The organism is Cerasicoccus frondis, from assembly GCA_031296915.1.
GTDB lineage: Bacteria > Verrucomicrobiota > Verrucomicrobiia > Opitutales > Cerasicoccaceae > Cerasicoccus > Cerasicoccus frondis.
Genome location: JAVDPC010000002.1, coordinates 1 through 26,324, shown reverse-complemented (window position 1 = coordinate 26,324; position 26,324 = coordinate 1). Strand labels below are relative to the sequence as shown.

General features: G+C 56.2%; 19 protein-coding genes. 9 read left to right on the top strand and 10 right to left on the bottom strand.

What is annotated here, in order from left to right:
- Nucleotides 1-7 precede the first annotated feature (7 nt).
- Genes RBB63_RS01625 through RBB63_RS01615 form a run of 3 tightly spaced genes read right to left on the bottom strand, consistent with a single transcriptional unit; the run spans nt 8 to nt 4,941 of the window.
- Complete coding sequence (locus tag RBB63_RS01625; RefSeq protein ID WP_309380435.1) at nt 8-2,110, bottom strand: heparinase II/III domain-containing protein; 2,103 nt, start codon at nt 2,108-2,110, stop codon at nt 8-10.
- Entirely contained in the window at nt 2,085-3,944 is a 1,860-nt protein-coding gene (locus RBB63_RS01620; RefSeq protein WP_309380433.1) for a DUF2264 domain-containing protein, read from the bottom strand. The genes RBB63_RS01625 and RBB63_RS01620 overlap by 26 nt, the downstream gene beginning before the upstream one ends.
- Nucleotides 3,928-4,941 (bottom strand): hydroxyacid dehydrogenase, encoded by a 1,014-nt coding sequence (locus RBB63_RS01615; protein WP_309380431.1) that lies wholly within the window; start codon nt 4,939-4,941, stop codon nt 3,928-3,930. Before RBB63_RS01615 ends, RBB63_RS01620 begins: the two co-directional genes overlap by 17 nt.
- Nucleotides 4,942-4,970: 29 nt before the next feature.
- On the opposite strand from RBB63_RS01615, the gene RBB63_RS01610 reads away from it, so the two are divergent.
- From RBB63_RS01610 to RBB63_RS01600, 3 genes are all read left to right on the top strand, one after another.
- Nucleotides 4,971-5,645: a hypothetical protein gene (locus tag RBB63_RS01610; RefSeq protein WP_309380429.1), complete on the top strand. Its 675-nt coding sequence runs from the start codon at nt 4,971-4,973 to the stop codon at nt 5,643-5,645.
- Between the two features lie 42 nt (nt 5,646-5,687).
- Entirely contained in the window at nt 5,688-6,533 is an 846-nt protein-coding gene (locus RBB63_RS01605; protein WP_309380427.1) for a PEP-CTERM sorting domain-containing protein, read from the top strand.
- 108 nt (nt 6,534-6,641) lie between these two features.
- The gene (locus tag RBB63_RS01600; RefSeq protein WP_309380426.1) at nt 6,642-8,024 is read left to right on the top strand and encodes a polysaccharide lyase 6 family protein; all 1,383 of its coding nucleotides are present in this window, start codon (nt 6,642-6,644) and stop codon (nt 8,022-8,024) included.
- Here the strand turns inward: RBB63_RS01600 and RBB63_RS01595 are convergent.
- Nucleotides 7,993-9,795: a sodium:solute symporter family transporter gene (locus RBB63_RS01595; RefSeq protein WP_309380424.1), complete on the bottom strand. Its 1,803-nt coding sequence runs from the start codon at nt 9,793-9,795 to the stop codon at nt 7,993-7,995. The two genes, RBB63_RS01600 and RBB63_RS01595, sit on opposite strands and share 32 nt — an antisense overlap.
- A 68-nt stretch (nt 9,796-9,863) precedes the next feature.
- On the opposite strand from RBB63_RS01595, the gene RBB63_RS01590 reads away from it, so the two are divergent.
- The 5 genes from RBB63_RS01590 to RBB63_RS01570 all read left to right on the top strand — a co-directional run bounded on the left by RBB63_RS01590 (nt 9,864) and on the right by RBB63_RS01570 (nt 14,414).
- A complete protein-coding gene (locus RBB63_RS01590; protein ID WP_309380422.1) occupies nt 9,864-10,988 on the top strand; it encodes a class I mannose-6-phosphate isomerase in 1,125 nt (374 codons plus the stop codon).
- Entirely contained in the window at nt 10,985-12,466 is a 1,482-nt protein-coding gene (locus tag RBB63_RS01585) for a sialate O-acetylesterase (protein ID WP_309380420.1), read from the top strand. The genes RBB63_RS01590 and RBB63_RS01585 overlap by 4 nt, the downstream gene beginning before the upstream one ends.
- Entirely contained in the window at nt 12,453-13,214 is a 762-nt protein-coding gene (locus RBB63_RS01580; RefSeq protein ID WP_309380418.1) for a type II secretion system protein, read from the top strand. Before RBB63_RS01585 ends, RBB63_RS01580 begins: the two co-directional genes overlap by 14 nt.
- Entirely contained in the window at nt 13,204-14,061 is an 858-nt protein-coding gene (locus tag RBB63_RS01575; RefSeq protein WP_309380416.1) for a sugar phosphate isomerase/epimerase family protein, read from the top strand. The genes RBB63_RS01580 and RBB63_RS01575 overlap by 11 nt, the downstream gene beginning before the upstream one ends.
- A gap of 209 nt (nt 14,062-14,270) precedes the next feature.
- Nucleotides 14,271-14,414 carry a hypothetical protein gene (locus tag RBB63_RS01570; protein WP_309380414.1) on the top strand — a complete coding sequence of 48 codons (144 nt, stop codon included), beginning with the start codon at nt 14,271-14,273 and terminating at the stop codon, nt 14,412-14,414.
- A gap of 858 nt (nt 14,415-15,272) precedes the next feature.
- Here the strand turns inward: RBB63_RS01570 and RBB63_RS01565 are convergent.
- Nucleotides 15,273-16,790: a sensor histidine kinase gene (locus tag RBB63_RS01565; protein WP_309380412.1), complete on the bottom strand. Its 1,518-nt coding sequence runs from the start codon at nt 16,788-16,790 to the stop codon at nt 15,273-15,275.
- 13 nt (nt 16,791-16,803) lie between these two features.
- A complete protein-coding gene (locus tag RBB63_RS01560; RefSeq protein WP_309380410.1) occupies nt 16,804-17,460 on the bottom strand; it encodes a response regulator transcription factor in 657 nt (218 codons plus the stop codon).
- A 218-nt stretch (nt 17,461-17,678) separates the two neighbouring features.
- On the opposite strand from RBB63_RS01560, the gene RBB63_RS01555 reads away from it, so the two are divergent.
- Nucleotides 17,679-19,886 carry an Lcl domain-containing protein gene (locus RBB63_RS01555; RefSeq protein ID WP_309380408.1) on the top strand — a complete coding sequence of 736 codons (2,208 nt, stop codon included), beginning with the start codon at nt 17,679-17,681 and terminating at the stop codon, nt 19,884-19,886.
- A 24-nt stretch (nt 19,887-19,910) separates the two neighbouring features.
- Here RBB63_RS01555 and RBB63_RS01550 read toward each other — a convergent pair whose 3' ends face one another.
- Genes RBB63_RS01550 through RBB63_RS01535 form a run of 4 tightly spaced genes read right to left on the bottom strand, consistent with a single transcriptional unit; the run spans nt 19,911 to nt 25,814 of the window.
- A complete protein-coding gene (locus tag RBB63_RS01550; RefSeq protein ID WP_309380406.1) occupies nt 19,911-20,723 on the bottom strand; it encodes an ABC transporter ATP-binding protein in 813 nt (270 codons plus the stop codon).
- An 18-nt stretch (nt 20,724-20,741) separates the two neighbouring features.
- On the bottom strand, nt 20,742-21,671 hold the full coding sequence (locus tag RBB63_RS01545; RefSeq protein WP_309380404.1) for an ABC transporter permease: 930 nt from the start codon (nt 21,669-21,671) through the stop codon (nt 20,742-20,744).
- 15 nt (nt 21,672-21,686) lie between these two features.
- On the bottom strand, nt 21,687-22,883 hold the full coding sequence (locus RBB63_RS01540; protein WP_309380402.1) for an STAS domain-containing protein: 1,197 nt from the start codon (nt 22,881-22,883) through the stop codon (nt 21,687-21,689).
- Nucleotides 22,884-22,889: 6 nt separating this feature from the next.
- On the bottom strand, nt 22,890-25,814 hold the full coding sequence (locus tag RBB63_RS01535; protein WP_309380400.1) for an ABC transporter substrate-binding protein: 2,925 nt from the start codon (nt 25,812-25,814) through the stop codon (nt 22,890-22,892).
- Nucleotides 25,815-26,324 lie beyond the last annotated feature (510 nt).

Below are 26,324 nucleotides of genomic sequence, written 5' to 3'. Positions count from 1 at the left end.
TACTTTGTTACGACTGAGATATCTTTGGCTGGCCGGGCGCGAAATCGATTTTCATGGTTTTCCCGTCAGGCAGCGTGAATTCGACTGACTCTGATTGTGAATCAATGATCTTGAGAGGAGGGGTATCTCCTTTATTAGCATGCATTACCGCGTAGATAACGGTCGTTTCGAGCGGCTTTTGCGTGGTCGCAGTCAAGTGATACTGGAGGTCATAGCCTTGGCTGAGGTATTTGGGATCGACTGGCGTAGCGAACTCCTCAGACACCGACACAGCAAACGAATTATCAGGTGAATCCAATGCCACGAGTAGTTCCACGCCGTTCTGAGTAATCTTTATTGAGTTTTGATTAAATTCTGGCGCCTTGACGCTGTGGATCATCCATTGGATCGGAGTCGGTTGCGGTGTGCGGATTTCATCGCGGATCACTACGACGCCAGATTTGAGCATGATCAGGTCGCGCTGTGCGAGCTCAAGCCCCTTCAGTTTCGGGTTGGCGCGGTAGGCTTCCGTGGCGTCGCCACGAATCCAGGTAGCGCTATCGCTGGTGATGTACTGCGTAATTTTACCCGTCGCGCTCGCATCCTGTGCGGGCTGACCTTCCCCGCCGATCAGCACAGCATTTTTGGAAAGCGTTTGTCGCGTGTGGCCCTTATGGTGGGGACTGCGGTGGTATTCGCGGTAACCGGAATTGATGGCCAGCGACTCGCCAAAGGCATTCAGGATGAAGGCGTTTTGATCGGCGTGACTGTGGCTGAATGAACCGTAGGGGCTGCTCTTGAATTGCAAGAATATGTCGTTGTCCGGGTTGCCTAAGTCGGTGTGGATCGCAACCCAGCCAATGCTTTCGAGGTATTTGCTGGGTGGTAGGCTGCTGAGGTTTTTCGCAGCGGGCAAGGGTCTGTCAGCCACGAGGAAATCACGCAGCAGGTATTCGATTGGCGTTGGGTATTTGCGCCAGAGCTTGAATTCAAGTTCTTCTTCGGGCAGTGCGCGTGAGTCTTCATAGAGGTCGGCGTAAGCCCGCAAATAGCCGTCCTGCTGGACCTTGGCGCCGTGGATGATGAAGTCACGCATGCCTGGCTCCATTCCAATGACGCCAGCAACGGGCGTATCGCCGTAGGCGGTTGAGCGCCATGGAGTCAGGAAATAGACCGGGAAGTAAAAGGTGTTTCGCCAAAAGGGCTGTGCATAAGCTTCGGGGGCATCAATGAGCAGGAGCGCGTCTTGAAAAGATGCGTGCTCAATAACGCCTCGCCAATAGGCCATGCCCTCGGCCCACCCGCCATCGTCTCCGCCCCAGGGTGAAAAACGGTTTTCGTAGAATTCATAGGCAAAGGCGAACCAGTCGCGCGCCTCGGGCAAATCGTCCCAAAGTGCGAGCCCCATCATGCCAAGCATCGGCATGAAGCGAACGGGATGGCTCGAAGGCTCAACCTCCAGGGAGTTACGCTTTAGCTGACCAGTTCGCTTACGCAAAATGTGCTCGAAGCTGGTTTGCCCACGGCGTTGAAACATTGTCAGGACTTTTGCTTTTTCCTCGGCGCTGAGCTCGTTGCGAATCTGGTCATACACCTCGGGCATGAGGCGCAAGAGGCGGAAGTTCGTTTCGTCGTTGTACTCGATGCCGGTGGTGCCTTCGGGGTCCCAATCGCACAGTTTCACGAGAAATTCGCGCGCCTTGTCGAGGTATGCCTGCTCGCCGTTGACGCGCCAAATAATCGTCGCCGTTGAAGCAATGCCTGCCACGACGTTCGAAGTGTCCTGCGCTTCCCGCCAGGCGTCGATTTTCGCCGAGGTGCGCTTCTTTGGATCGCTGTCGCCAAAGGATTCGGGCTCCGCCGGGAAGGGCATTGCCAGGTATTTTCCGTCGAAGCCCTGTTTGATGCGCGCATAAAACGCTTGGCCTTCGCCGGTTGTGCAATAGTCGCGAAAGGCGCTTTGCTGGTCTGTCAAAATCCAGGTGCGCGGCGGTTCAGCCGGTATTTCCGGCAGGGCCGTAGGGCGAGTCCACTGCGTCTGTCCAAAGGCGGATAGTGAAGCCAGTAATTGGACGGCGACCAGGGCGCTGCGTTTTAGAATGGGGTTACGCATGAGAGGGATGCCAATCATTATAAAAGGGGTGGTTTAGGTGTAAAGATTCCTTGTTGCCCAAGGCGGTCCAAGGGCGTGCGCGCTCATCACTGGGGCCGTAATAAATCAGGCAGGCGAGCTTGGTCTCACCAGCGCCAATCTCAGTTTCAGCGACGGGAATTAAGTGTCGTTGATAGAGCGTGTGGCGGCGCTCGTTGTGTGAGCTATCCGGTGTTGCGGAAAGTGATGAGAAGCCGGTGATTGTTTGCAGGGCGGCAGTGTCTTTGCCTCGCCGAAGGATAAGCTGGTCGCTCTGATGACTAGCGATTTTCGCTGAGCCAATTTCATCAAAGCCTAGTGCGAACCCACCTTGTTTCAGGGTGCAGGGCGCGCTGGCGTGGATCGTGTGTTCGATGTAAAGCCAGGGTCCTTTCCAGGCAATGTGCGTTTCGACCGCGACCATTTCGTCGAACGTTTTTTGGCCCAATGTGTAGGCGCAGCGTATGAAGTCATCGCCGTATTCGGTGGGATTCGTCAAGTGACGGCCGAGGCGGAGGTCACCGAATTCCGCGACCAGCGATAGGTCCAGCGGATGTGGATTATTGCGATCTGGCAGGACGGTTCCCGCTGAGGCGCGGTAGGCGAGCTTGGACCACTTGGATGCGAAATACCGCAGATTCATCAACGCAATGGCAGAGCCACTGTTGATGATTTCTGTGTCGCCTGCGAATCGCCTGATTGTCAGGCCTACGCCTTTGGTGTGAGTATGGCCATCGCTGTAAACCGATTCTTTGCTTGCTGGCTCGGATTGCCAAAATAGGTGATCAGGCGGAAGCAGCAGCAGTGAGAATCCTTTGGCTGCCCAGTAGGTGCTGGAGACGCATGAGTAGGTTTCGGCGATGGCGGGGTTTTCATCGGTCCAGCCAATGTTGAGCCAGCCCTCCGGCGTGAAAATTTCTTTATCGAGAAAGAAGTCGAGGTGGTCTTCGCTGAGTCGGCGCACATGGCTGTGTGGTGTGGGGCAGCAATCCAGCATCAAGGCGGGCCCGTAGGGCGCCAGGGTGGCAAAACGGTAGGTTTGCGAACGACCAAAATTGGGGACGCCGCCGTCCTCCGCAAATACGTAGTGAAATCCGGATAAAAACTCATCGGCGCGGCTGGCCCAAAACTCGCATTGCTCCAGGCGGTCCTGGCCGAAGAAGAGCGCCCAGTTGAGTCCATAGTAATGAAAGGCGTAGGCGTTGTAATAATCAGCTGAGTCGTTTAGTCCATCGCGAAACCAGCCACTGTCGCGATACATGGTCTCCAGCTCACGCATCCATCCGTCGATAAGGGCTTGATCGCCTCGGCGCGCACGGCCTTCTTTGCGGAGGAATTCCAGCGTATAAACGCCAAAGAACATGTGGTTGTTCCAGTGCATGGCCACGCTGCGCGCAGTCTCCAACCAATCAAGCACCAAGCTTTGCGTTGCAAAGTTTAGCTTGTTCCAAAAGTGCTCGCGGCTGATCTCGAGGCTTAGCACGAGTAGGCCCATCTCCACAACATGCTGATGAAAGTTTGTGGATGGCCCCCAATGGGCTGGGTGGTTTTTATCGGCGCCATTTTGCAGCGCGAGGCTCAGTTGGTCGCGCCAGTTGGCTGCTTCGTCCGGCATGTTCTCGCCCAGGTGTCCCAGTAGGAGAGCGTAGAGATGAAACGGACGGGCGAAGCTTTCCAGGCGATCAGCACGGGCATCGTGATCGGATGCGCGGCCTTGCAAGTCCAGCTTGGCCTCGCCGGGGTTGATGCGCGTCATGAGAGGGCGGAGCAACCGCAGTGCGCGATCAGTCAGCCATCTCGATGAAGCGACGGCATGTTCAGGAGGCGCGATCATAGATGTCCAGGGTAACGATGCTCTCGAGGTTTTCTCCGCGGAGGTAGCGCTCGATATTGGCCAAGCCATAGGCGCCCGCAGTCTGGCGTTGGTCTACCGTTGGGCCACCCAGATGCGGCAGGAGCAGGACATTTTCCAAAGTCCGCAATGGGGAATCGGCGGGCAGGGGTTCGATGGTGTAAACGTCAAGCGCTGCGTGAATCTTTCCATCTCTGAGCACGTGAATCAACGCATCTTCATCGACGACTGCTCCACGGCCTATGTTGACGAAGAGCCCGCCGTCTGGAATCATGCGTAGCAGGCGTTCATTCACGATGCCTTCGTTTTCTGGTGTGTAAGGCGCCAGTTCGATGACCACATGGTTTTCGGCGAACAGTTCTTCGAGGCAAGTGCAGCGTGAGACGCCGTACTCGGCCAAGCCTTCATCGGAAACGCTGGGCGAGAAAGTGGAAATTTCCACGCCAAATGGCTCCATCAACTTGACGAGGCAACGGCTGATCGCGCCAAAGCCATGGATGCCCACTTTGCGGCCAAAAAGCGACTGCGTGTCAAGGGTGTCGGTTTTCCATGCTGGGCCTTGGTGCATGGCGTTGTTCCAATAGCCCGCGCGTCGTAGTCCAGCGATGGTTAGCATGAGTCCGCATTCCGCCACGACGTGGCTGATTGAGCGGCCCCAATTGCTAACTATTAATCCGTTCTCAATCCAGACTCGGGGAATGAGTTTACGGACCGACCCAGGCAAATGGCAGAGGTATTGCAGGCCTGACTCTTTTGCCAGACCCACTTCGGAAGGGAGCGGGGGCGTGCGCCATCCCGTGACTAAAACTGTGGGTTTATAAGTGCTGAAGATGGTCGCCCAACCTTTCGCCGCCACATCATCGGGCGTTAAGTGTTTGAGGTTTGGGGCAATGCCTTCGAGGCGGTTCCAGAGGGGGGCAGGGAGGAAGTCTGACTTTTCCCACTCGTTCAATACTACGAGTAAATTTTGCGTTGACATGCTCTATTTAATTTTTATTAATCGCTCCAATGTCAACGAAAAAGCTTACCCCAATCGCTTCAATTTTGATTTCGCTCTTCGCTTTGCCCTTGAGCTCGAATGCGGATAATTTGCTGCAATCATCTGGTTTCGACCAGCTGGCGCCTGGCACGGCCATCGGTGAACCTTGGCAGACTCGCGCCAGGGGCGAGCAGACAGCTATCCTTGCCAAGGCTCCGGAAAATGATTCCTCCAAGAACTGGGTTTACATCAAAGATTATGACGGCGTCGAAAAGGTCTACATGCAGATGGACGTGCCGTCGGTCAGTCGGGGCGTTCTCTCATTTCGCGTTTTCTTTCCCAATCCAGATGCGACGGTGGGCATCTATCTGCGCTACAGCGAGCTGGATAAAAGCGAATGCAACATCGTTGAATTTAAGTCGCTTGAAGGATCGGGTAATATTTACGTCGGCGCCAACGGCAACCGGCAGAAGTTGCCTGTCAAAGTTTCTGGCCCGGAAATCATGAGCTTCGACATCGAGTTCGATGCAACGGACGCGGGCGAGAAAATCGACGTCTACATTAACGACACCTCTGGTCGGCACTTGATTCACAGCACTACTGAGCCAAGCGCCCACCCGATCGATACGATCATGATCACGACGGACACGAAGACTGAAATTTCAGAGTTCTACATCGGCGATCTCTCGCTTAAGCGCAGCTAACTTTCACCCAAAAATTAGATTATCCCAAACCCTCATATACCCATGAAAAAAGCATTACTCATCTCATCAATCGCGGGCCTGGCTTGTGCAGGCACTGTTTCTGGACAAATCCTATTCTCCGAAAACTTCGAAGGTCAAACCCCTGGCGATAAACCCACTGGAACCGCAGTTCGCCCATCGACCAACAGCGCTACGGTGTTTGCGGAAGTGGTGGCAAACGCAGGCAATGGCGCTGGTGGCGGCGCAGGCAATGGCGTTGAGCTTTTTGACAATGAATCTGGAAGCGGCGGCGCCTTCGTTTTTGAAAATAATTTTGTCGCCGATACCGCGAGTCAGCAATCTGCGGTTCAAATCAGTTTTGATTTCGCTTGGCAGTCAGATCTGGGAGTAACTGGAAGCTACGGTCGTTTTGGGGTCGGCGCGTATGATGCGTCAACTGCTGCGACGTTGAATACGAGCGCCAATATTTTCCTGGAAATTCGTTTTGGCAGCGACGGCATTTTCCGCGTTGTGGGGAGCGAAGGCAATACGCCTGTCAATTTAACGGTTGGACAGGCCTACGCTTTCGATCTTTTCATCAACGACTCAGACACCGATAGCTTGGACTATACGGCGCCAGATGGAGCCGCCTCTACTTTGGCTGCGAATACATTTGCAGTTTATTTGGATGATTCACTGGTGCGTCTCGATGGTCTGGTGAATGCGGCTTTGTCGGGCGACAACAACCTAGGTCGTTTTGGCATCGACTCCTTTACCAGCCACACGGGCATCGACTACACGTTCGATAATTATCTGGTGTCGACGGTTGTTCCTGAGCCCAGCACCTATGCGCTGCTCGCGGGCGCCGCGATACTCGGCCTCGTTGCGCTGAAGCGTCGTCGCAAATAATGTAGATTTTTGGGGGAATAATCCTACGATTAGGATGATGCTGCCCGGCTGAAGGTGAGGGTTCCTCATTGGCCGGGCGGCATCGCTGTATCTGAATATCCAGACTCTATGAAAAACGTTGCCTCTCTGTCGTTACTGTTGCTGTCCGCCCAAGCCTTGGGCGCGGCGGTGCATACCATCTCATCGTCGGGTGAACTGGCGCAACTGATCGCTGCCGATGCAGTCGCCCCCGGCGATGAAATCGTTTGGAGTAATGGCGAATACGCCAAGGTGAGCATCGATCTAACCGGTGTTGATGGCCGTCCCGGGCAAGTGGTGACTTTTCGCGCGGAGACTGCTGGAGGCGTTGTTTTTACGGGCGGAAGCCAACTGCGCATCGGTGCTGACTACGCGGTGGTGTCCGGGTTTCATTTTCAAGCGACGTGCGATGAGGCTTTGCCGGACAAAGTAATCGCTTTCCGCGGCGCCAATAACGACTCGGCGAACTTTACGCGCTTAACAGATGTCGTCATCGAAGAGTCTGAGGCAGGGCCTCCGGTTCTCAATAAATCCAAGTGGGTGGTGTTGTACGGGCAGTATAATCGCGTGGATCACTGTTATTTTTCCGGAAAGCGTTCTCATGATAATTTAATGACGGTTTATCTCGATGAATCGGCGAACCCATTGCCCGCGCATCACCAGATCGATCATAACTACTTTGCCAATCGCGGCGATGGCGCCTTGGCGGGAGGGACGACGAACGGCTGGGAGATTATTCGTATTGGCGACAGTAAAACATCGATGCAGCGTGCGTTGTGTCGAGTGGAGCGTAATTACTTTGAGCGCTGCAATGGGGAAATTGAGATCATCTCCAACAAGTCCGGCAACAATACCTATCTCGGCAATGCATTCGTTGAGTGTGCCGGGCAACTTACATTGCGGCATGGCTTCGGTTGCCTTGTTGCGGATAATATCTTCATCGGAAATCCGGACAACGATGCGGAAGAGAGTGGCGTGCGCATTATTGGCCCTGACCACTTTGTTGTAGCCAATGCGTTTCTCGATCTAGATGGCGAAGGCACGCGTGGCGCGGTGGTCCTGACGGATGGCGTGAATGGTGGCCTGATTAACGAGTATACCCCGGTGACGAATGCGCATGTTCGCGCCAACGTGATCATTGGATGTCGTTCACCAATGGTGGTTGGCGCAATGCATGGACGTAAGGCGAAGCATGGAAAAGTAAATGACGTGCCGCCTCAGTCGGTGTCCATCACGGATAATGTTATTGTTGGCGATAGGCCAGTGTTTCAGTATTTCAGTGGAGCGGAGCCAGGCATTTCATTAGAAGGAAACGTGGCGTTTACTCCGGCGTCTTCTGTGGATATTCCCTGGGCTTCCGGATCTGTTGAGGGCTTTGCCATTGAGCCATTGAACGCCGCAAATGTGGACTCAGATGCGATCCGCGAGCGTGCTGAATATATTAAGCAGAAGTCTGGTCCTGCGTGGCGGTAGTTGCCGTTGACGCTTTGTGTTGCAAAGTAAATGACTTCGCGCCCCGCTTAAGCAGTTGCGCGATTATGATGAGCGAGCCGCCGCAGAAGATAAACGCCAGGCGGCCGGTCCAGGGGTTGGGAATCAAGGCCATGACGAGCATGAATCCGCCATAGGCCAGCGCCACCCGACTGATGAGTTTTACTTGAAGGCTTGGGTCGTCCTGGCCAGCGTCCCGATCGCCTTCAAGTACGGGTTGGTCTACGTCTTCAAAGAATGACTGGATCTCCTGCTCGCGCTTTGTGGACAGGCGTTTGTCGATTGCAGTGGCGAAGAAGAACCAGCCAATGCCGACGGCAAGGTTGCTGAGTACGCCGACAATCAGAATGATGTCGCTCATTTCGCGTCCGGTGAGATCTCCACCGATGAACTGCTCAAGCCGAGGCTGGGTCATGAGCATTTTCACCGCCAGGGAATTCACTAGGCCAAGTATGATCGCGGACCACGCGGCCCAGTCGGGCGAGCGCCGCACGAACACTGCGAGCATGGCGGGGATGATCAACGGCATGGCGACCAACGTTCCAAATTGCAGCATGATGTCGAACAGCGACATGCTTTTGAGTAAGTTCAGGCCGAGGGCGATCAGGATGATGAGTATGCCCAGGGTTATCGTGGTTACTTTACCCGCCAGCATCAGTTCTTTCTCGTCCGCATGGGGGCGACAAACGGAGTAATAAAAATTGCGAACGAAGATGCCTGCATTGCGATTAAGGCCGCTGTCCATTGACGACATGGTTGCGGCGAACATGCCGGAGGCGAGCATGCCCATCATCCCGACTGGCAGCACTTCCAGGCAGATCGCGACGTAGGCCACTTCGTCCGGCTTCTCAAGATTGGGGAACACTGCGGACATGTCTGGAATGAGCGAAGATGCCGCCATCGGCGGGATAAACCAAATGACCGGGCCAATGAAAAAGAGCACCGTGGCCAGCAGGGCCGCCTTGCGCGCCTCTCGGGTGTTACGCGCGCTGAGGTAGCGGGATGAGTCGAGCAGATTGTTTACGTTGACCACCTGCTTGATGATGATGGCGATGATCCAAATATAGATAATATTGGAGCGGATTTCTACGCCGCCACTTTTTCCGGATAGCGGAACCGATGCGAAAAAACCTTCAAGCCCGCCTAGCTTGCTCAAGGTGAAAATGGCCGCGACAACGGTGATCAGCATGAGCACCACGACTTGGATAAAGTCACTCGCCGAGACTGCCCAGGCGCCGCCAAACAGGCTTACGGCCAAGACTGCAGCACCAGTTAGGATTATGGTCGTATTCACGTCGAACCCGAAGACGGCGGCGAAAAACAAGCCTAGCGCATTCAGCCAAATGCCGGCGTAAATGGTGCCTAGTGGTATCTGTAGCCACGTGAAGACCTGCTCATTCACCTTGCCGAAGCGGCGACGAATCGCCTCGACCGCAGTGATGACGCGCGTTTGCCGAAATTTGCCAGCGGTGACCAGATAGTTGCCCAGAAACCCAAGGCCGTTGGCGAAGTAGAGCGCCAGAATAATCGCGCCGTCCTCGTAAGCTTTGGCGGCGGCTCCGGTAAATGTCCATGCGCTAAACTGCGTCATAAAGGCGGAGCTGCCCGCCATCCACCACAGCATACTGCCGCCGCCGCGAAAGTAATCGCTGGTGTTGTTGACTGCTCGGCGGAAGACCCAGCCGATCAGCAGCATGAAGGCGAAATAAGCGCCCAGGACGATGAGGTCGTAGGTAGAAAATGAAGAATTCACGGGGATTTTGTCGCTTGACAGAAGGATTTAATAAATATTAAAAACATAGGCGCAAGAGAAAACTACCCATGTCCACCCCACAAATTACGATTCCCGCCATGCCACTTCGTTTGGGAGCCAACCGTGTTTGGCGTTCCTATCGAGGTGGACGCTTGTTGGATGAGGCGGCTGGCGTTGCCACGCCGACCGATGCGCACTACCCGGAAGATTGGATTGGCTCGGCGGTGCGTGCGATTAACCCTGCTGAACACGCGCGGGATGGCGAAGGCGTTGCGTCCGTTCAGATCGGCGATGAGTGCATCAAGCTCGATGAATTGTTTGCCGGAGCTCCTGAATTTTTCTTTGGCCGTGAGCATGTGTCGCACTATGGCGCTCAGCCGGAATTTCTGGTTAAGTACATTGATTCGGCCGAGCGTTTGCATTTCCAGTGTCATCCAAGCAAAGAGTTTTCGCTGAAAAGACTAAACAGCCGATACGGCAAGTTCGAGGCTTATTATGTGCTCGCCGTCAGGCCTGGGGCAGAGGGCGAGGTTTACGTCGGTTTCCAGCGCCCGCCGACCAGGGAGGCGCTGAAGGCCATGATCGAGCGGCAGGATATCGATGCGATTCGTGATTGCTTCGACGCGATTCCGGTCAAGCCGGGAGATGTGATCACGGTGCCCGGCGGCGTGTCCCACGCGCTGGGCGCGGGGGTGCTGTTGGTGGAGATTCTGGAGCCTTCGGACTGGGTGGCGCGCTTTGAGTTCAAGCGTGGAAATTTTGTTCTCCCCGAGAAGGACCGTTTTATGGGCCGTGGCCTTGACTTCGCACTTGATATGTTTGACCTGCGCGAGAAAAGCGTGGACTACGTTCGCGAAAATTACCTTTGCGCCGCAGAGTTACTTTGCGAGACAAAGTTAGCGCGCCGTGAGCGCTTAATCGGACCTGCGCATACGGACTGTTTTCAGGTCTGCAAAACCAGTTGGTCTGGTCGAGTGCGGCGCAGTGTTGAGTCCTATAGCATTGCAATTGTGGTGCAGGGCTCCTGCCGCTTGGGCGGTCCTGATGGCTGGACCGAGGAACTCGGCCTATATGACCGGGTGCTGATACCGCATGGTCTGAAAGAGCTAAGCCTCGAATCGAGTGACGAGTGCCAACTGCTTGAGTGTTATCCTCCTGGCGCACAGCCGGAAACTGAAACTTTAACCCAATGAGAAACATCCTATCCCTTCCGTTGCTGACTTGTCTGCTCTGCGTGAGCGCCGAGTCTAAGCTGATCTTAAACCCGTTGATCGGTGACAACGCCGTTCTGCAGCGTCAGGCGCCGATCAAGGTCTGGGGCGAGAGTGACCCCGGCGCCAAGATCAATGCTGAGTTTGCGGGTGAAGATTTAACCGCTACTGCGGACGCTGATGGCCATTGGGTGATCGAGTTTCCAGCCAAGGATGCTGGCGGCCCTTACACGCTGACGGTGCGCTCGGGCGAGGAGACGCAGATTGTTGATAAGCTCTTGGTCGGTGACGTGTGGGTTTGCACTGGGCAGTCCAATATGTATTGGCCGGTCAACCGCACCACGGATTACGAAGCCAAGGTGAAGAACGCCGCGAACGAGAACTTGCGCTTGTTCACGGTTAAGCGCGCAGCGGCGGATGAACCGCAAGACAGCGTACAGGGCGCCTGGTTGCCCTGCAATCCCTACACGGTGGGCGGCTTCTCGGCGGTCGGTTATTTCTTTGGTGAAGCGCTGCAACCCAAGGCGGACATCCCGATTGGGCTGATCATGTCGACGGTTGGGGGCACGCTGGCCAACAACTGGACGAGCCGCGAAGTCCTGGAAGCAAACCCAGCATCGGAGTCTTATTTCGAGCGCTATGAGCGCGAGCGAGCTGAGTACCCAGACCTCATGAAGGCTTACAAGGAAGCCGTGAAAACAAACCCCGATGCGGAGAAGCCGCGCGATCCGACGAAGCGCCAACCCACGGGCTATTACAACGCCATGCTCGCGCCGCTCTTTCAGTATCCCGTGGCGGGCGTCATTTGGTATCAGGGTGAATCCGATTCCTGGAAGCATTGGGACTACGACCGTTTTTTACGCGACTTGATTGCGGATTGGCGCGCGGGTTGGGATGAGCCGGACATGCCATTCATCATTGTGCAGTTGGCTGGATTTGAGGGCAAGAAAGGCGTCGATGAGAACTACCCGGAAATTCGTGAAATCCAGCGCCGCGTGTCGCAGGAGGGCAACAACGGCTTGGCGCTGGCGATCGATGTGGGCGAGGCCGATGACATCCACCCCCGCAACAAGCAGCCGGTCGGCGAGCGCTTGTCGCGCGTTGCTCTGGCGAAAGTTTATGGGCAGGACATTCCCTATCATGGGCCTGAGCCGAGGCGCGTGACGGCTGATGGCGGCAAAGTCATTGTCGAATTCGGCACCGGCGCCGGGCAGCTTGTGGATAAAGACGGCGGCGATTTGCCGGGCTTTGAGGTGGCTGGCGCTGATGGAAATTTCCATGTCGGTCAGGCTCGCCTTTCGGGCAATACCGTCGTAATCTCCAGTCCAGACGTTGATCAGGCCACGGCTGTTCGCTACGCCTGGACTGGGTTTCCCAAGGTCGACCTTTACAACGAGGCTGGCCTGCCCGCTACCCCTTTTAAGGAATCCATCAACGCACAACAGAATGAAACATTATAAAAAAACCTACCCCGGCTTTACCCTGATCGAGTTGCTTACCGTTGTAGCGGTCATTGGCATTTTGGCGGCCATCCTGGTGCCAGTCGTTGGTTCTGTCCGAGAGAAAGCGCGTATGGCTGAGGGCATCAGCAACCTGCGGAGCATCGGCTCGGCGGTGGCGCTCTACCGCTCGGAAAATAATAACTTCTTGCCCTACGCCACGATCAAAAAGGACGACTGGAATGAGGCGCACCCTGACCCCGAAGATCAAGTGACGGGCGACCAGCAATGGCACAAACAGTTGCGTGACTATCTGCCCCAGCAGGGCAGCAGCCTGACATCGAAAGGGCACGTTGTCTTCATCTGCCCGAATGCCGAGTATTACACCTCTGGCGGTGAGTTGTTTGACGACGACGACATGTCGCTGACCTACGCGGCGACCGACGCCATGTGGGGGGTGCAAAATGGCAAGCGCGCACCGAGTGATGTGCAACGTAGCCTATCCACCATCGCGTCTCCGGCCGATACATACCTGTTGGTGGATGCGAAACAAAATGGCACGACTTACGCCAGTTGCCGGTCTTCGGTGGTGTGGTCGCAGTTTCAGTCCAATGTATCCGTTCAGTCGGAAGATGACACTGCGGATCTCGATTTTCGTCAACCGGGCAGCCTGATGAACGTCCTTTACGTGGATGGGCATACCGACTCGCGGAGCTTCGACCAAGTTAAGCAGATCACTGAGCAACAATGGAGCGGTCGTGAAAACTAAGCTATCTGATGTGTCGCCTCTGGCCTGGTGTTTTTCGAGCATGGGGTGCCAGGAGTTGACTTTGCCGGAAATCGCGGCGCTTGCCCGTGAACATGGCGTGGGGCAGATCGAGCTGCGCGCAGTGGGCGACCAGATCGACATACCTGCTCACGCTGCTGAGGCCCGCTGGCTGGATGAGCGAGCGGAGAAACTATTGGGCGGGAATGATGTGGCCATCGCGGGCTTTAATTCCTCCGCCAAGCTCTCGCAGCCTTTTGAGGAAGCGGCGCGTGAAATTACAGCCTTCGCTCCGCTGTTGGAGCACTTTGGCGCGGTCAGCTTGCGCGTGTTTGACGGCGCGCTGGATGCATCCGTTGGTTGGGATGGCGTTTGGCGCTGGCTGGATGCCTGGGAGGCGCTGCGCGAAGCGAACGACTGGTGCTTCAGCTTGGCGATTGAGACGCATGATTCGTTGCTGAGCCCGGAGAACATTGCCCTGCTTTTTTCACGCGGCCACCAACACATTGGCCTGCTGTGGGATTCACACCACACCTGGAAAAAAGCGGGCTCCGACCCGCTGGCGACTTGGGAGTTCGTCCGCCAGTGGACGACTCATATCCACGTGAAGGACAGCATCAGCCGGGCAAGCGCGCGGCACCCGTATACCTATGTGTTGCCGGGCGAAGGAGAGTTCCCGCTCATGCCGTTGCTGGATCGTTTGGCGCGAGATCGCTTCGCCGGGCCGGTCAGTTTGGAGTGGGAGCGCCTTTGGCATCCCTACATGCCGTCGCTCGATGCGGCGCTGGACGCCATGGGCAAGCTGTTGGTGGATCGGCGCGATTCTACTTGTGCTAAGCGCGCCGTTTAGGGAGTGTCTCAAAACGCAATCGCCCTTGGACTGGGCGAGTTTTTAGCGGCGTTGGGCTAAAATTCTCTGAAAGCTGAATGTCCAGGCGCACCTAGAGTTTGTTCGAAAAGGTGGAGCCCGGTGTCCCGACCGGGCTGTTTCATCCTGTTTACTGTGTGGCAATAAAGCCTGGTCGGGACACCAGGCTCCACCTATAAACAGGAAGAATAATGAACCATACTTCGTGGTCGCCACATGAGGTCGTGTTTTCCAAGAACCGGATCGGTGAATGCGCTATGGTTGGCATACCTCGCTGTTGGTTGGAGCGCCAGTTTTACGTGCGTAAGTCGTTGATGACCAGCGTGGATTATTAGTGAAAGCTACTCACTAATAAAATGCACGTGTGTTCACTTTTTGTTTGGCGCAGCGTGTTGAGTGATTAGTGTTGTATTGATCACTTTTTAGGCGTTGCCCCGGACGTAGCATAGGCGTCCCGCCTGTGCTCTACCCCATCTCGCTGTGCCATGCACATCGCCGTAGTATAGGCGTCCCGCCTGTGTATTCAGCAAGTTGGGAATCGGGACACAGGCGAGACGCCTGTGCTAATTCATCACGCCTCCTGACCCTCAATCCTTAACTCTCAACTCCCCAAACCTTACCCACTCTACCCACCTTACTCACATTACCTACATTCCTACCCCTCCAACTTTCGAACCTCCAAACCTCCAAACATTCGAACTTTCAACCCCATGAACTCCCCCTCCCCCCAACATCCGCCTTAGCTACCGCTGCTGAGGTATCCCAGTCGACGCCATGCGGGGCCATTCGGGCCGCGTGCATTGTGTGACGGGTTAACGGGCTCATTCGCGGGCTGACTTGGTGACAGCAACCAGTCCGCGACGCCCAGCTTTTCCCGACCCACCCTTTGCATGACGCCCTATGCCAGCCTGGTCAGCGCTGCGTCGACGTGTGAGCAATGGAGTCATCCATCGCTCCGGCCGGCGGCCCCTGAGCCGCCTGCGTCCCACCTGCGCCTCGTCCCGGCGAGCGGGCGGGTAGGGCAATGTTCTTTGATATCGATTTGAGGCGGATTTACCCCCCCCGGCCCCCCTCGGCGCCGGTCATCCAATTTTAAGACACCCTCGAAGAGGTTTAGTTATCCTAGAGCACTTTTCATCTAGATTGGCCGATCAGGCCGCAGTGATTTTCGGCCAATCTAGATGAAAAGTGCTCTAAGTTGCCGCTGATGCAGATGTGCCGGAGTAGGCGATTGTCGCCGTGGTGGGGAATTGCTGGGTTACATTACCAGGGGGAATGACTTGCGGCAAAGTGATGCGGAAGGTGGTCTTTACATCAGGTTGGCTGGCGGCGGATAATCTGCCGCCATGCGCTTCGACGATGGCTGAGGAAATGGCCAAGCCTAATCCGACATTGTTATGGCGAGTGGTGTGAGACACGCTTTCCTGAAAGAATCGGTCGAATAGCTTATCGAGGTTTTCCGGTTGGATGCCCTTGCCATCGTCACTGACTTCGATGATCGCGGTTGGTCCATCGAACCAGCCACGCAGGGTAATGGTGATGGGGCGGATGTTGTGCTGGATCGCATTGTTGACGAGGTTGGTAATGACCTGCTCCAGTCGGAATGGATCGCAGCGAATGACGCCTGCGGAGAGGTCCGTTTTCAGTTCACTGCCCCGGTCCTTCACGTAGGCTTGCAGCTCTTCCGTCAGCTCCATCAACATGCCGCCGAGCGGCAGCTCTTCATAGTCCAAATCAACTCGGCCGGAATCAAATTTCGACAGCTCGATTAATTGCTCGGTGATGCGTTGAATGCGCTGGCCGGAGCGTTGGCAGACCTCGAAGAGGCGCGTGTATTCTTCGGTTGTGCGGGTGCGCTTGAGTCCGAGCGCAATTTGGGCCATCAGTGCGGTGAGTGGCGTGCGCAGCTCGTGTGAGGCGTCGGCGGTGAAGCGCACCTGTCGATCGACGAGCGCTTCGAGTTGGGCAAAGGTCTCATTGAGGTGGTTGGTCAGTTCAATGATTTCAGAGGACTGCCCTTTATTGGGGGTGGGGATTCGCTCATGAAGCTCGCCGCGGGCAATTTTTTCGGCGGTCACTTCGATGTCCTGCAGGGGTTTGAGCGCGCGGTTGATCAGGAAATACCCGACCACGAGGCCCAAACCAAAAATGAGCAAGGTCGCGCCGACGATTTGCCAGATCAGCATGGTCAATCCGGAATGAAAAACGGCGAGGTCGGTTCCAATCACCACGGTGTAAAACGGGTGCGAATGAAAGAGCTCACGCTTGGTTCCATCTCGGGTGCGAAATACGTAGCCGCCATTCGGCACTTCCGGCAAAAGCATGCTTGGATAGTTTGACGACTGGTATCTGACAGTGCCCGTGCGCCTGTCAATCAGGGTGGCGTAGAAGCCATCGGGCAGATGAAAATTGCGCAACGATTCCCAGGGGGGCGATTCCGTGTTGGAGGCGCCTTCGCGGTAAGCTGGGCCCTGCGCCAAAGGGCGGGGCCTCTGGTCTGCGCCTCTCATGCGCTGTTCTCCTCTTGGGCCACGAGATTCGTTCGCAGCTGCTCCAATTAAAGGGGGAACATTCTGGTCGAGCTCCTGATCGATCTGGGACTGTCGGCGCGACTTTTCGTAGAAGTAGAATCCAGTGCCCAGCACGATGAGCACCACTCCCAGAATCAGCGCATGCCAGAGCTGGATTTTCCATTTGAGCGAAATCGCCATGGGAGGTGCAGTGCTAGGGCTTGGGGACTATGTAGCCGAGGCCACGGCGATTTTGGAGAAAGTCTTTGCCGAGCTTGCGCCTGACGTGGTGCACCTGCACGTCGATCACGTTGGACATGGTTTCGTCGTTCTCGCCGCTGATGGCTTCGGAAAGCTCGTTGCGGGATACGACGGTGCCAGCGCGCCGGGCCATGTAAGCCACGAGTTTATACTGAGCTGCGGTTAAGCGGATGGGCTCGCCGTCGAGGAATACGCTTTGGTCAGCAATGTCGATGAACACGCGGCCCAACTCGATCTGGTTTTCCGCCAGGCCCATGGATCGCCGGGACAACGCCCGGACGCGGGCGAGCAGCTCCCGGTCGTTGTAGGGTTTGACCAAGTAATCATCGGCCCCGCTGTTCAGGCCTTTGACGCGGTCGTCGATGTCCGCCAGCGCAGTGAGCATGAGCACCGGGGTGGCCTTCTTGCGCCGCAGCTTTTCCAGAATGCTCCAGCCGCTCATTTCGGGCAGCATGACGTCGAGGACCACCACGTCGTAATCCCACTCCTGCGCGCGGTAAAGGCCTTCAGGACCGTTATCGACTGCGTCCACGCTGAAGTTTTCCTCGGTTAAAGTTTGAACCAAGCCGTTCCTCACGTCGAAGTCGTCTTCTATAACTAAAATTTTCAATGCCCCAAGTTTTACCATGCTAGCATAATAACATGCGGAAGATTAACAATTCCTTAATGTTGGGTGTTCGCGGCGAATTTATCTGGATTATTAACCCTATAATTTTAGGGCCTCTTCGAACGTAATGCTGATGTCAAGGGCACTGCTCCATTAAGGGTTCTTAATCTAATATTAACTATTCTTTTGGTATTATAGGTTTTGTTTCCATCATGATGCGTATGTTTCAATCTACTATTCGCTTTTTTTTCCTGTATATCGCGCTCGCGAGCTGGTTGGTAGCCCAGCCGGTGGTGACCAGCGTGTCGCCAGCTTCTGCCGATGTCGGCGTGAGTGGGGTGACGGTCGATATTACTATGTCGAATACGCCTCAGCCACCCCGAACGGAAAATTTGCCTCTCAGCGTGACGATTGGCGAGTTGGTTGGGGTGGATTATTACCGGGATAACCGAAACCATGTAGCGGCGACTTTTGATATCCCGGACGATATCTCACCCGGTGAGTATGACGTAATGGTCGCCTTCGAAACGCCAATGGGTTCGATTACCTACACGGGCGTCGGCGTATTTACCGTGACGGATGCGGAGTCTCCGCCGGTGGTGACGCAGCACCCGCAATCGCTGACGGCGCCACTGGGGCGGTCAGCCGTCTTCAACTGCGCCGTTACGTCCAATGTCGCCGTCACCTACCAGTGGTTTCACCAAGGCGATGAGATCGATGGAGCCGTGAATGCTGAGCTAGTTGTCGAACCCGTTGAGGAAACCAGCGGTGGCCAATATTATTGTGTGATCACCAATGCGTTTGGCTTCGTGGAGACCAATCTTGCCGTGCTGACTTTGTTCACCGATCGATACTTGCCGCCCTATGCCATTGTCGACACGAACCAAACGGATACCTACGGGGAGCGGGACCCCATTAACCAGCCATCGCCTGGAAACCCGTTTCTAGGGCAGGATGGACAATTTACGGGCAATCAGCCGCTGTACTCGCTCAACGGCGACGGCCTAACGGTTTACGATAACGTGACTCGCCTGACCTGGCTTCAGACCACCGACACCAACCGGGATGGTGAAATCAATGCCAACGACAAGCTCACGATTGCGGAGGCAGCGCTTTACATCGACTCACTCAACAACGACGTCTATGGGGGGTATAGCGATTGGCGCGTGCCGACGATGAAGGAAATTTACTCGCTGATTGATTTCACCGGCGTTGACGCCAGCGGCGATACGCCCGGTGGCGTGCGACCGTTTATCAACACGGATTACTTTGCCTTTGCTTATGGGGATGAGACCAACGGTGAACGCCGCATCGATGCGCAATACATGACCGCGACCCAATACGTATCCACCGTCTTTGAGGATGAAGAGGCGTTCTTTGGACTAAACCTGGCGGATGGCCGTGTGAAGGGCTACCCGGCGGACTTGGCTTTCTATGTGCTGCCAGTGCGTGGTAATCCGCAATACGGTGTAAATCAGTTTGTCGATAACGGCGATGGCACGATCACGGACCGTGCGACTGGCCTCATGTGGGAAAAAGCGGACAGTGGCGTCGGCCTGATTTGGGAGGACGCCCTGGCTTATGGCATGGCCTCTGAAACTGCGGGCTACCGGGATTGGCGCCTGCCTAACGCCAAGGAATTGCAGAGCATCATCGACTATAGCCGTGCGCCGGATGTGACTGGGTCGCCGGCAATCGACCCGCTCTTTACCTCGACCGCGATAAGCAATGAAGCAGGTCAGACAGACTACCCGTGGTATTGGTCGAGCACGACGTTTCTCGTCCCATCGCCTCAGCAACCCGCTGTCAATGCAGTCTACTTCTGCTTTGGTCGAGGGATGGGGTATTACAATGGCGCTTGGCTCGATGTTCATGGGGCTGGCGCACAGCGGAGCGACCCTAAAACGGGCGAGCTGACCGACTACGATTACGCGCCTGATGGCTACTATTCTGCCATGGCTCCTCAGGGGGATGCGGTTCGCATTTTTAATTTTGCCCGTTGTGTGCGTGGCGGCGCCCTCCCGCCTGGCCGGGATATGGATGAGGATGGTTTGTCCGACTGGTACGAGTATGACTACGTGGGCGATACGACTTCGATGGAAGCCGACGCCGATGACGATGGCGATCTATTCAGCAATCTGATGGAGCTACGTGCTGGCACGCTGCCTGACGACAATCAGAGCTACTTCGCTCTCAGTGGGTTTACGCTGGGTGATGTTGGCGCGACGATCAGTTGGCGCTCCGCGCTGGACCGCTATTACGTCGTTTTCGAATCCACTGATTTGGTGGAGTTCACGCCGATTTCAGATGTGATAACCGGCGCTCCGCCGAGCAATGTCTTTGAGGTCGAACCGGATGGCGAGGCGACATTCTATCGGGTTGAACTCGTGTCAGCTCCGGGGTCGCCTCCGCCCCCTGCCGATGAATAGCGTTTGCGCGCGCTTGGGACTGCGTTACACGTACTGTGCTTCGAGCATGGCGGCAGTGCTTTCATCTAGTTGTTCGCGGCGGCGAATTTCCTCGAAGCAATCGAGCAGGTCTTCCGTGCGTAGACGTTTCTTTTCGGGGCCGGAAAAATCATAAGCGATCCTGCCTTTGTTCATCATGATGATGCGGTCGCCGAGGTTGACGGCCTGCTGCATGGAGTGGGTAACCATGAGCGTGGTCAGTTTATCGCGCTTCACGACCTCGTCCGTCAAGGTGATGACTTGGTGTGCGCTCTTGGGGTCGAGGGCGGCGGTGTGCTCATCGAGCAGGAGCATCGATGGCTTGAGCCAGGTGGCCATGAGCAAGGTCAGCGCTTGGCGTTGCCCGCCGGATAAGGAACCGATGGCGTTTTCAAGACGATCTTCGAGCCCCATTTTCAAGGTGATTACTTTGTCCCGCAGAGTGTCCATCAACTCCGGCGAGAGCGCCCAGCCAAGACCACGCTTTTTGCCACGCATGGCGGCCATGGCGAAATTCTCGGCAATCGACATATCCGGCGCGGTCCCGCTGAAGGGGTTTTGAAACACGCGGCCAATCAGTTGCGCCCGGCGATGCTCCGGCCATTTCGTTACGTTTTTTCCAGCGATGCTGATCTTGCCCTGGTCGACAAAGAATGAGCCAGCCACTGCGTTGAGCAGCGTTGATTTGCCAGAGCCGTTCATGCCGAGGACCACGACGAAGGAACCTTCGTCAATAGTCAGGTCAACGCCTTGCAGCGCCCGCACCTCGTTTACCGTTCCGGCGTTGAATGTTTTGCGAATGCCTTTTATTTCGAGCATAGCTTTGTAGTGCAAAGTTTAAGTGGCCGATGGTTTGTTGGGCTTCAGCTTCTTGATGAAGCCAGGCAGCACGAGGGCGGCGAAAACAAACACCGCAGTGATGAGCTTGAGGTCATTGGGATTGAGGCCCCAGCGTAGGGCGATGGCCACAAGTAAGCGGAAGAGCACGGACCCCATGACCGCGCCAATGATGGTGAGCCCCAGGCTGCGTGCGCCCACGAGCGCCTCGCCGATGATCACACTCGCCAGCCCCCACACGATCATGCCGATGCCCATTTGCGCGTCGGCGAAGCCCTGGTATTGGGCGAGGATGGCGCCCGCCAGCGCCACGAGGCCGTTGGAAACGGCGAGGCCGAACACCACATAACGTTCCACATTGGCGCCCAGCGCGCGGATCATCTGTGGGTTGTTGCCGGTGGCCCGCATCGCAGTGCCGACGTTGGTGCGGAAGAACCAGTAAAGCAGGCCGCCGATGAAGCAAACAAAGCCGCCAGCGAGCACCATCACGAAGAAATCCGCCGTGTCAGTTTCCCAGCCGAAGAGGTCCATGTCTTCTTCACCGACTAAGGCATTGCCAAGGTCCGCTCCGTAATCGGTGACGTTGCTCGTCTGCAGGAGCGGCACATTGCTTCGGCCCATCACGTGGAGGTTGACTGAATAAAGCGCGGTCATCACGAGGATGCCGGCAAGCAGCGCGTCGATTTTAAACTTCGTGTGCAGAATGCCCGTTATGGCGCCCGCCGCCGCGCCTGCCAGTGCGCCGGCGAGGGTTGCGAGGATTGGGTGTGTCCCATTGACAATGAGGATCGCCGCCGTGGCGGCGCCAAGGGTGATGGAGCCGTCCGTCGTGATGTCCGGAATGTCGAAAATACGAAACGACACATACACGCCCATCGCCAGCAGGGCGAGGATGAGGCCGATGGTGAGTGAACCGAGTAGGAGAGTCATTGCGGTGTTGCGAAATTAAAATTGTGCGGGCGCATACCAACAGGCGCCGCGGTAGAATTGACTTTCGCCCGCACCGATGACGGGGCGTAAATCGGCGAGCAAGTGAAGCACGGCCTGGATGCCTCGGTTTTCAAAAGCCTCTTCCACGATGTCGGTCAGGTCGACTTTGCCTTTTTGCAATGGGTGATAGGGGAAGACGGCGGCATGGAAATGGCCGAGGATGGCGCTCTTGGCGTCGAGCGGTCGCAGTAGCGGCTCAATCGGCGAGCCTGGGCGGGCGATAACGCCAACGACCAGTGTGGTCGAATCGCGGTGGATGCGGTCTGCGCTGAAGGAAAGCCAATCGCGAACCGCAGGAAAACGAAAGCGATCATCGCCGCCAGCGGCAATCGGGGACTTTTGCAGAGTCGTTCCAATCAGCCCAGCGGTCTCGGTCATCGCAACGAGAATCGCCGCGTCTGACTTTGCGATGCAAAGTATTTGCTCGGCCAATTCGGCCATGCCGATCACTCCATGGTCGCCTTGGGCCTCGAAGCGCGCAAGACCTGTCGGCAGCGCGTCGGCGGCAATGGCGGAGATTGTCTGGGCGTCGGCTTTTAGGTCGCCATGCGTCACCATGAAGTCTGGTTGCTTGGCGCCATCCGTCGGTTGGTAGGCGACATTGCCTGCGACCGCGATCAGCTCGCCCAGACGATCATGGTTATCCACCGAATTACGCCCGATGGCGCCGACGCCAATGAGGAATGCAGGTGATTCAAAATCATGCAGTTGGCCAGCCCCAGCGGTGAGTGCTGACTCGTCGCCAAATGAAGAGACCTTCACGGCGGCAGGCGGTGTTGCGCCATGTATTTCGAATTGTGCGGAGTCAGACTCGCAACTGCTGACTGCGGCGCCAGCCGCTTGCGGTTGGGCGACCTCTGCCAGTAATGGCTGGAGCCCGGCCAGGCGCAGCACATTGGCGACGTTGTCCGAAGGGTTGACGATGTGAAAGCTCCCTTCGATGGCTTTGAGCTGTTTGAAGGTCTTGAGCAATAAGCGTATGCCAGCGGAGCTCAGGTAATGCACATCCGCCAAATCCAGCTGCACATGGTGCTCGCCGCGGCGAATGGTTTCGTCAAACACGGAACTCAAGTGTTCGCACCAACTGGCGTCGAAGCGGCCATCGAGTTTGAGCAGGGTGAGACTGCCGTCCTTGATTGTTTCAATTTGCATGGCGCGTTAGTCTTGAATTTTGCCGACAGTTTTCAGGAGGGCGGGGGGAATTGTCATGCCGAGTTGTTCGGCGTTTTTCTCGCTGGCGGCTGAGACGATTTGAGGTGAGACGCGGAAGGGAATCTCGGCGGTGCTTTCTCCGCCGATGACTTGCATCATCGTCTTGCCGGTTTCAAAACCAGCCTCGTAGTAATCACGGCCCATGGCGTAAGCGGCGCCATATTCGACGGTCACGCTGTTCATGCTGAGCAGCGGCATTTGTGTTTTGCGCGCTGCGGCGGAGATCGCTGTGAAGCCAGCCGAGGAAAGATTGTCGGGGATCTGCACGACGGCGTCGATTTTTTTGCTCATGAGCGCGAGCGCTGCGTCACTGAGTTCGGAGGAGCTGTTTACGGCGACGGTGACCAGCTCAAGTCCACGTTCCTGACAGGCCGCGGTGAAGAGTCTTTTAGAGTTTTCACTGTTGGCTTCGTTGGGGCAGAAGAGCGTGCCGATGCGTTTGTATTGTGGAAAATATTTTTGCAGCACATCGAGCATTTCCTGGTCGGGCAGGGCGACTGAGACGCCCGTTACGTTGGGTTGGTGGTCAGTGAAGCTCTTGCCGGCGCCAGCGATGATCGGGTCAGAAACCACGCCAAAAACGATGGGCGTTTTTTCTGTCTTGCGCATGGCGGTTTGCAGACCTGGGGTGGAGAGAGCGACAATCATATCTGCGCGGTCGGTGAGCGCGGTGTCGACGATGCCATTGAGCGCGGCAATGTCGCCCTGGGCGGACTTAAAGGTGATCTCGTAGTCTTTGCCTTCCTGAAGATCACTTTGCTTCAGGGCGTCGAGAATGCCCTCGTAGGCCTCTTCAAATGGGGGCGACTCAACATAGGAGAAAATAGTTATTTCCCATTTTTTGCCGCTGGGGTTAGGGTTCACATATTCCTGGTCCTGTCCCTGAGTCATCTGCGCCTGCGCTTGCTTCATCGCCTGCAGGAATTTGTCGGAGACCGGGATGCCGAGGCGTTTGGCGACGGCTTCATTGAAGCGCGCATTGTTGACGGAAATGTTCTCCATGGGAATGTCCGCCGGGTCTTCGCCCAGCAGCACGCGGGCCAGGAGTGGCGCGGCGCCATAGCCGCTGTAGTAGTAGCCGGGGCCGACGGAGAGGATGGGACCGTCGACGCTGGGGTCGCCATTGATGAGGGGCAGGTCGGCTTCGGCGACGATTTCCGCGACGGGTTGAAAGGCCTGGTAGACGGTGTTGTCGCTGGGCAAATAGACGGCGTCGATGTTGCGCCCCACGAGCGCTTGAATGGCTTGGATGACTTCATTGCTGTTGCCTGCGGTGACGGCGACCAGCTCGATGCCCTTCTTTTTCAATTCTGCTTCGAGCACCGTGACTTCTTTGACGGAATTGGCTTCGCCGCTGTTGTAGAGCGTGCCAATGCGCTTGACGCGGGGCAGGAGCAATGTGGTCAGGTTGACGGTGTCTTCGAGCGGCGGCATGGACCCAACGCCCGTAAGGTTGGGATTATGCTCCGTGAAGCTTTTGCCCGCGCCTGCGGCAATGGGATCGGTTACGTAAGTAAAGACGACTGGGTGCTTTTCCACCGCGGTGCTGGCGGACTGGAGCACTGGCGTGGTGAAGGTAACGATGACATCCACGTCTGAACTATCGAAGTTCAGGAGCATCGGGCGGATGTTGACCATCTCCGCCTGGGCGTGAGCCCGCTTCACTTCGAGGTTTTTATCTTCCACAAATCCAAGCTCCCTGAGGCCGTCAAAAAGCCCATGCACGCAACGTTCCCAACTTTCCTCGGGCGCATAATAGGCGAGGGCGATCTTGTATTGTTTTCCCGGTTGGGCGGAATACTGGGTGGCGTCGGCGGGTTGTTTCTCCGTGCGTTTGCCGTCCTTGTCGATGTAGAGCTGCGCATTGTCTTTGAGCTCGGCGGGAATTTTCCACTTACCCTTGGCTTTGTTCAGGGCCTGTGCGTTGATCATGAGCAACTCGGGCATGTAATTGACGATCTCCACGGAGGCGGGGTCGCGGCCATTGAGAATGTCGCCAGCGAGGAGTCCAGTGTGCTCGCCAACCATGCGGTAGTTGGCGCCGATGTCGAACAATGCGCCACGCTCGACATTTGGCGGAATGACGGTGAAGACCGGCACATTGCCCGCTGCCCCAACGAGCACGTCCATGGCGACGATCACGGTTACATCGCCAGGAACCCAAATTGCCTCAACGCCGCGGGCAACCAAAGCGGCAGTCGCTTCGCCTACGGCGGTTGAGTTTTCCGCCATGGCTTCTTCCAACTTGATGCCGAGCCCATCGCAAACGGCGCGGGCAATTTCGATTTGCTTGATGGAGTTGGCTTCCGATGCGTTGTAAACCACGCCAATCCTTTTGATCGATGGGTTCATTTGCCGAACAATGTCAAAGGCGCGCTCGACCGGCTGCATCGTGCCGTAGCCTGCCATGTAAGGGGGGTGGTCGAGCGGGTTGTCCGCGCTGATGCCCACTCCGGTGGCGGAGGGATCGGTGACCAAGCCGAAGACATGCGGCGTGTCGCCATCGGTGTTGGCGTTGGCGACAGCTTGCAGCGATGGCGTGCTGATGGAAAGCAAGAGGTCGTAGCCGCCACCGACCATCGCGGCGGCCATCGTGTGGGCGGTGGGCATGTCACCCTGAGCGTTGAAGACTTTGACTTCGAGGTTCTCGCCTTCAATCCATCCGCGCTTGCGCAGACCGGCGAGCATGCCCTGGCGTCCGTCGTCTAAGACTTCTTGAGAGGCGTGCTGTAGGATGGCGACCCGTTTCGTTGTGGCGCCAATGTCGGAATCCCCGGATTCGCGGGAGTCTAAGTCTGAGTAGAGGAGCAGCGCGGATGCCGCCACTATCAGGGCGCAGCCGAGCCAAAGGCTTTTGATAATCTTCAGCATTTAGGAGAAGGATGGGCGCCGCAGGTGCGAGTGTGGTTTGCGGCGCAGTTACGTGCGACTAGACACGGATGAGGCCGATCAGGCAAGCTCGTGTTTGAGGCCAATCGGCGCACTTGGGCAAAAATAACGCGCCCCCCTGCTAAAGGGGCGCGTCTGTCACGCTATTACGGACATGTGTTTCCTACTACTGCTAGCTATTCTTGTAAACTGATCCTTAGCAAATGATGCATCGCTTCGTCTCAGCTTATGTCGAACAGTCTGCATTAGTTTTAGCATATTGAATGTTAACGACGCATTAACATCGGGAAAAAAATGTAGTTATTTCAAAATTTTCTTTTGGGGAGTATGGTTGAATGCCAATTAGGGGCGCATGGAACCTCTCATTGAGGTAATGCTTCCTGTAGATCTAGAAGCTGAAAACTGCCCTAGGTTCTGTTCGAAAAGGTGGAGCCCGGTGTCCCTACCGGGCTTGGTATTGCCTCTCCGTCAACCCGCTGGATGAAACAAGCC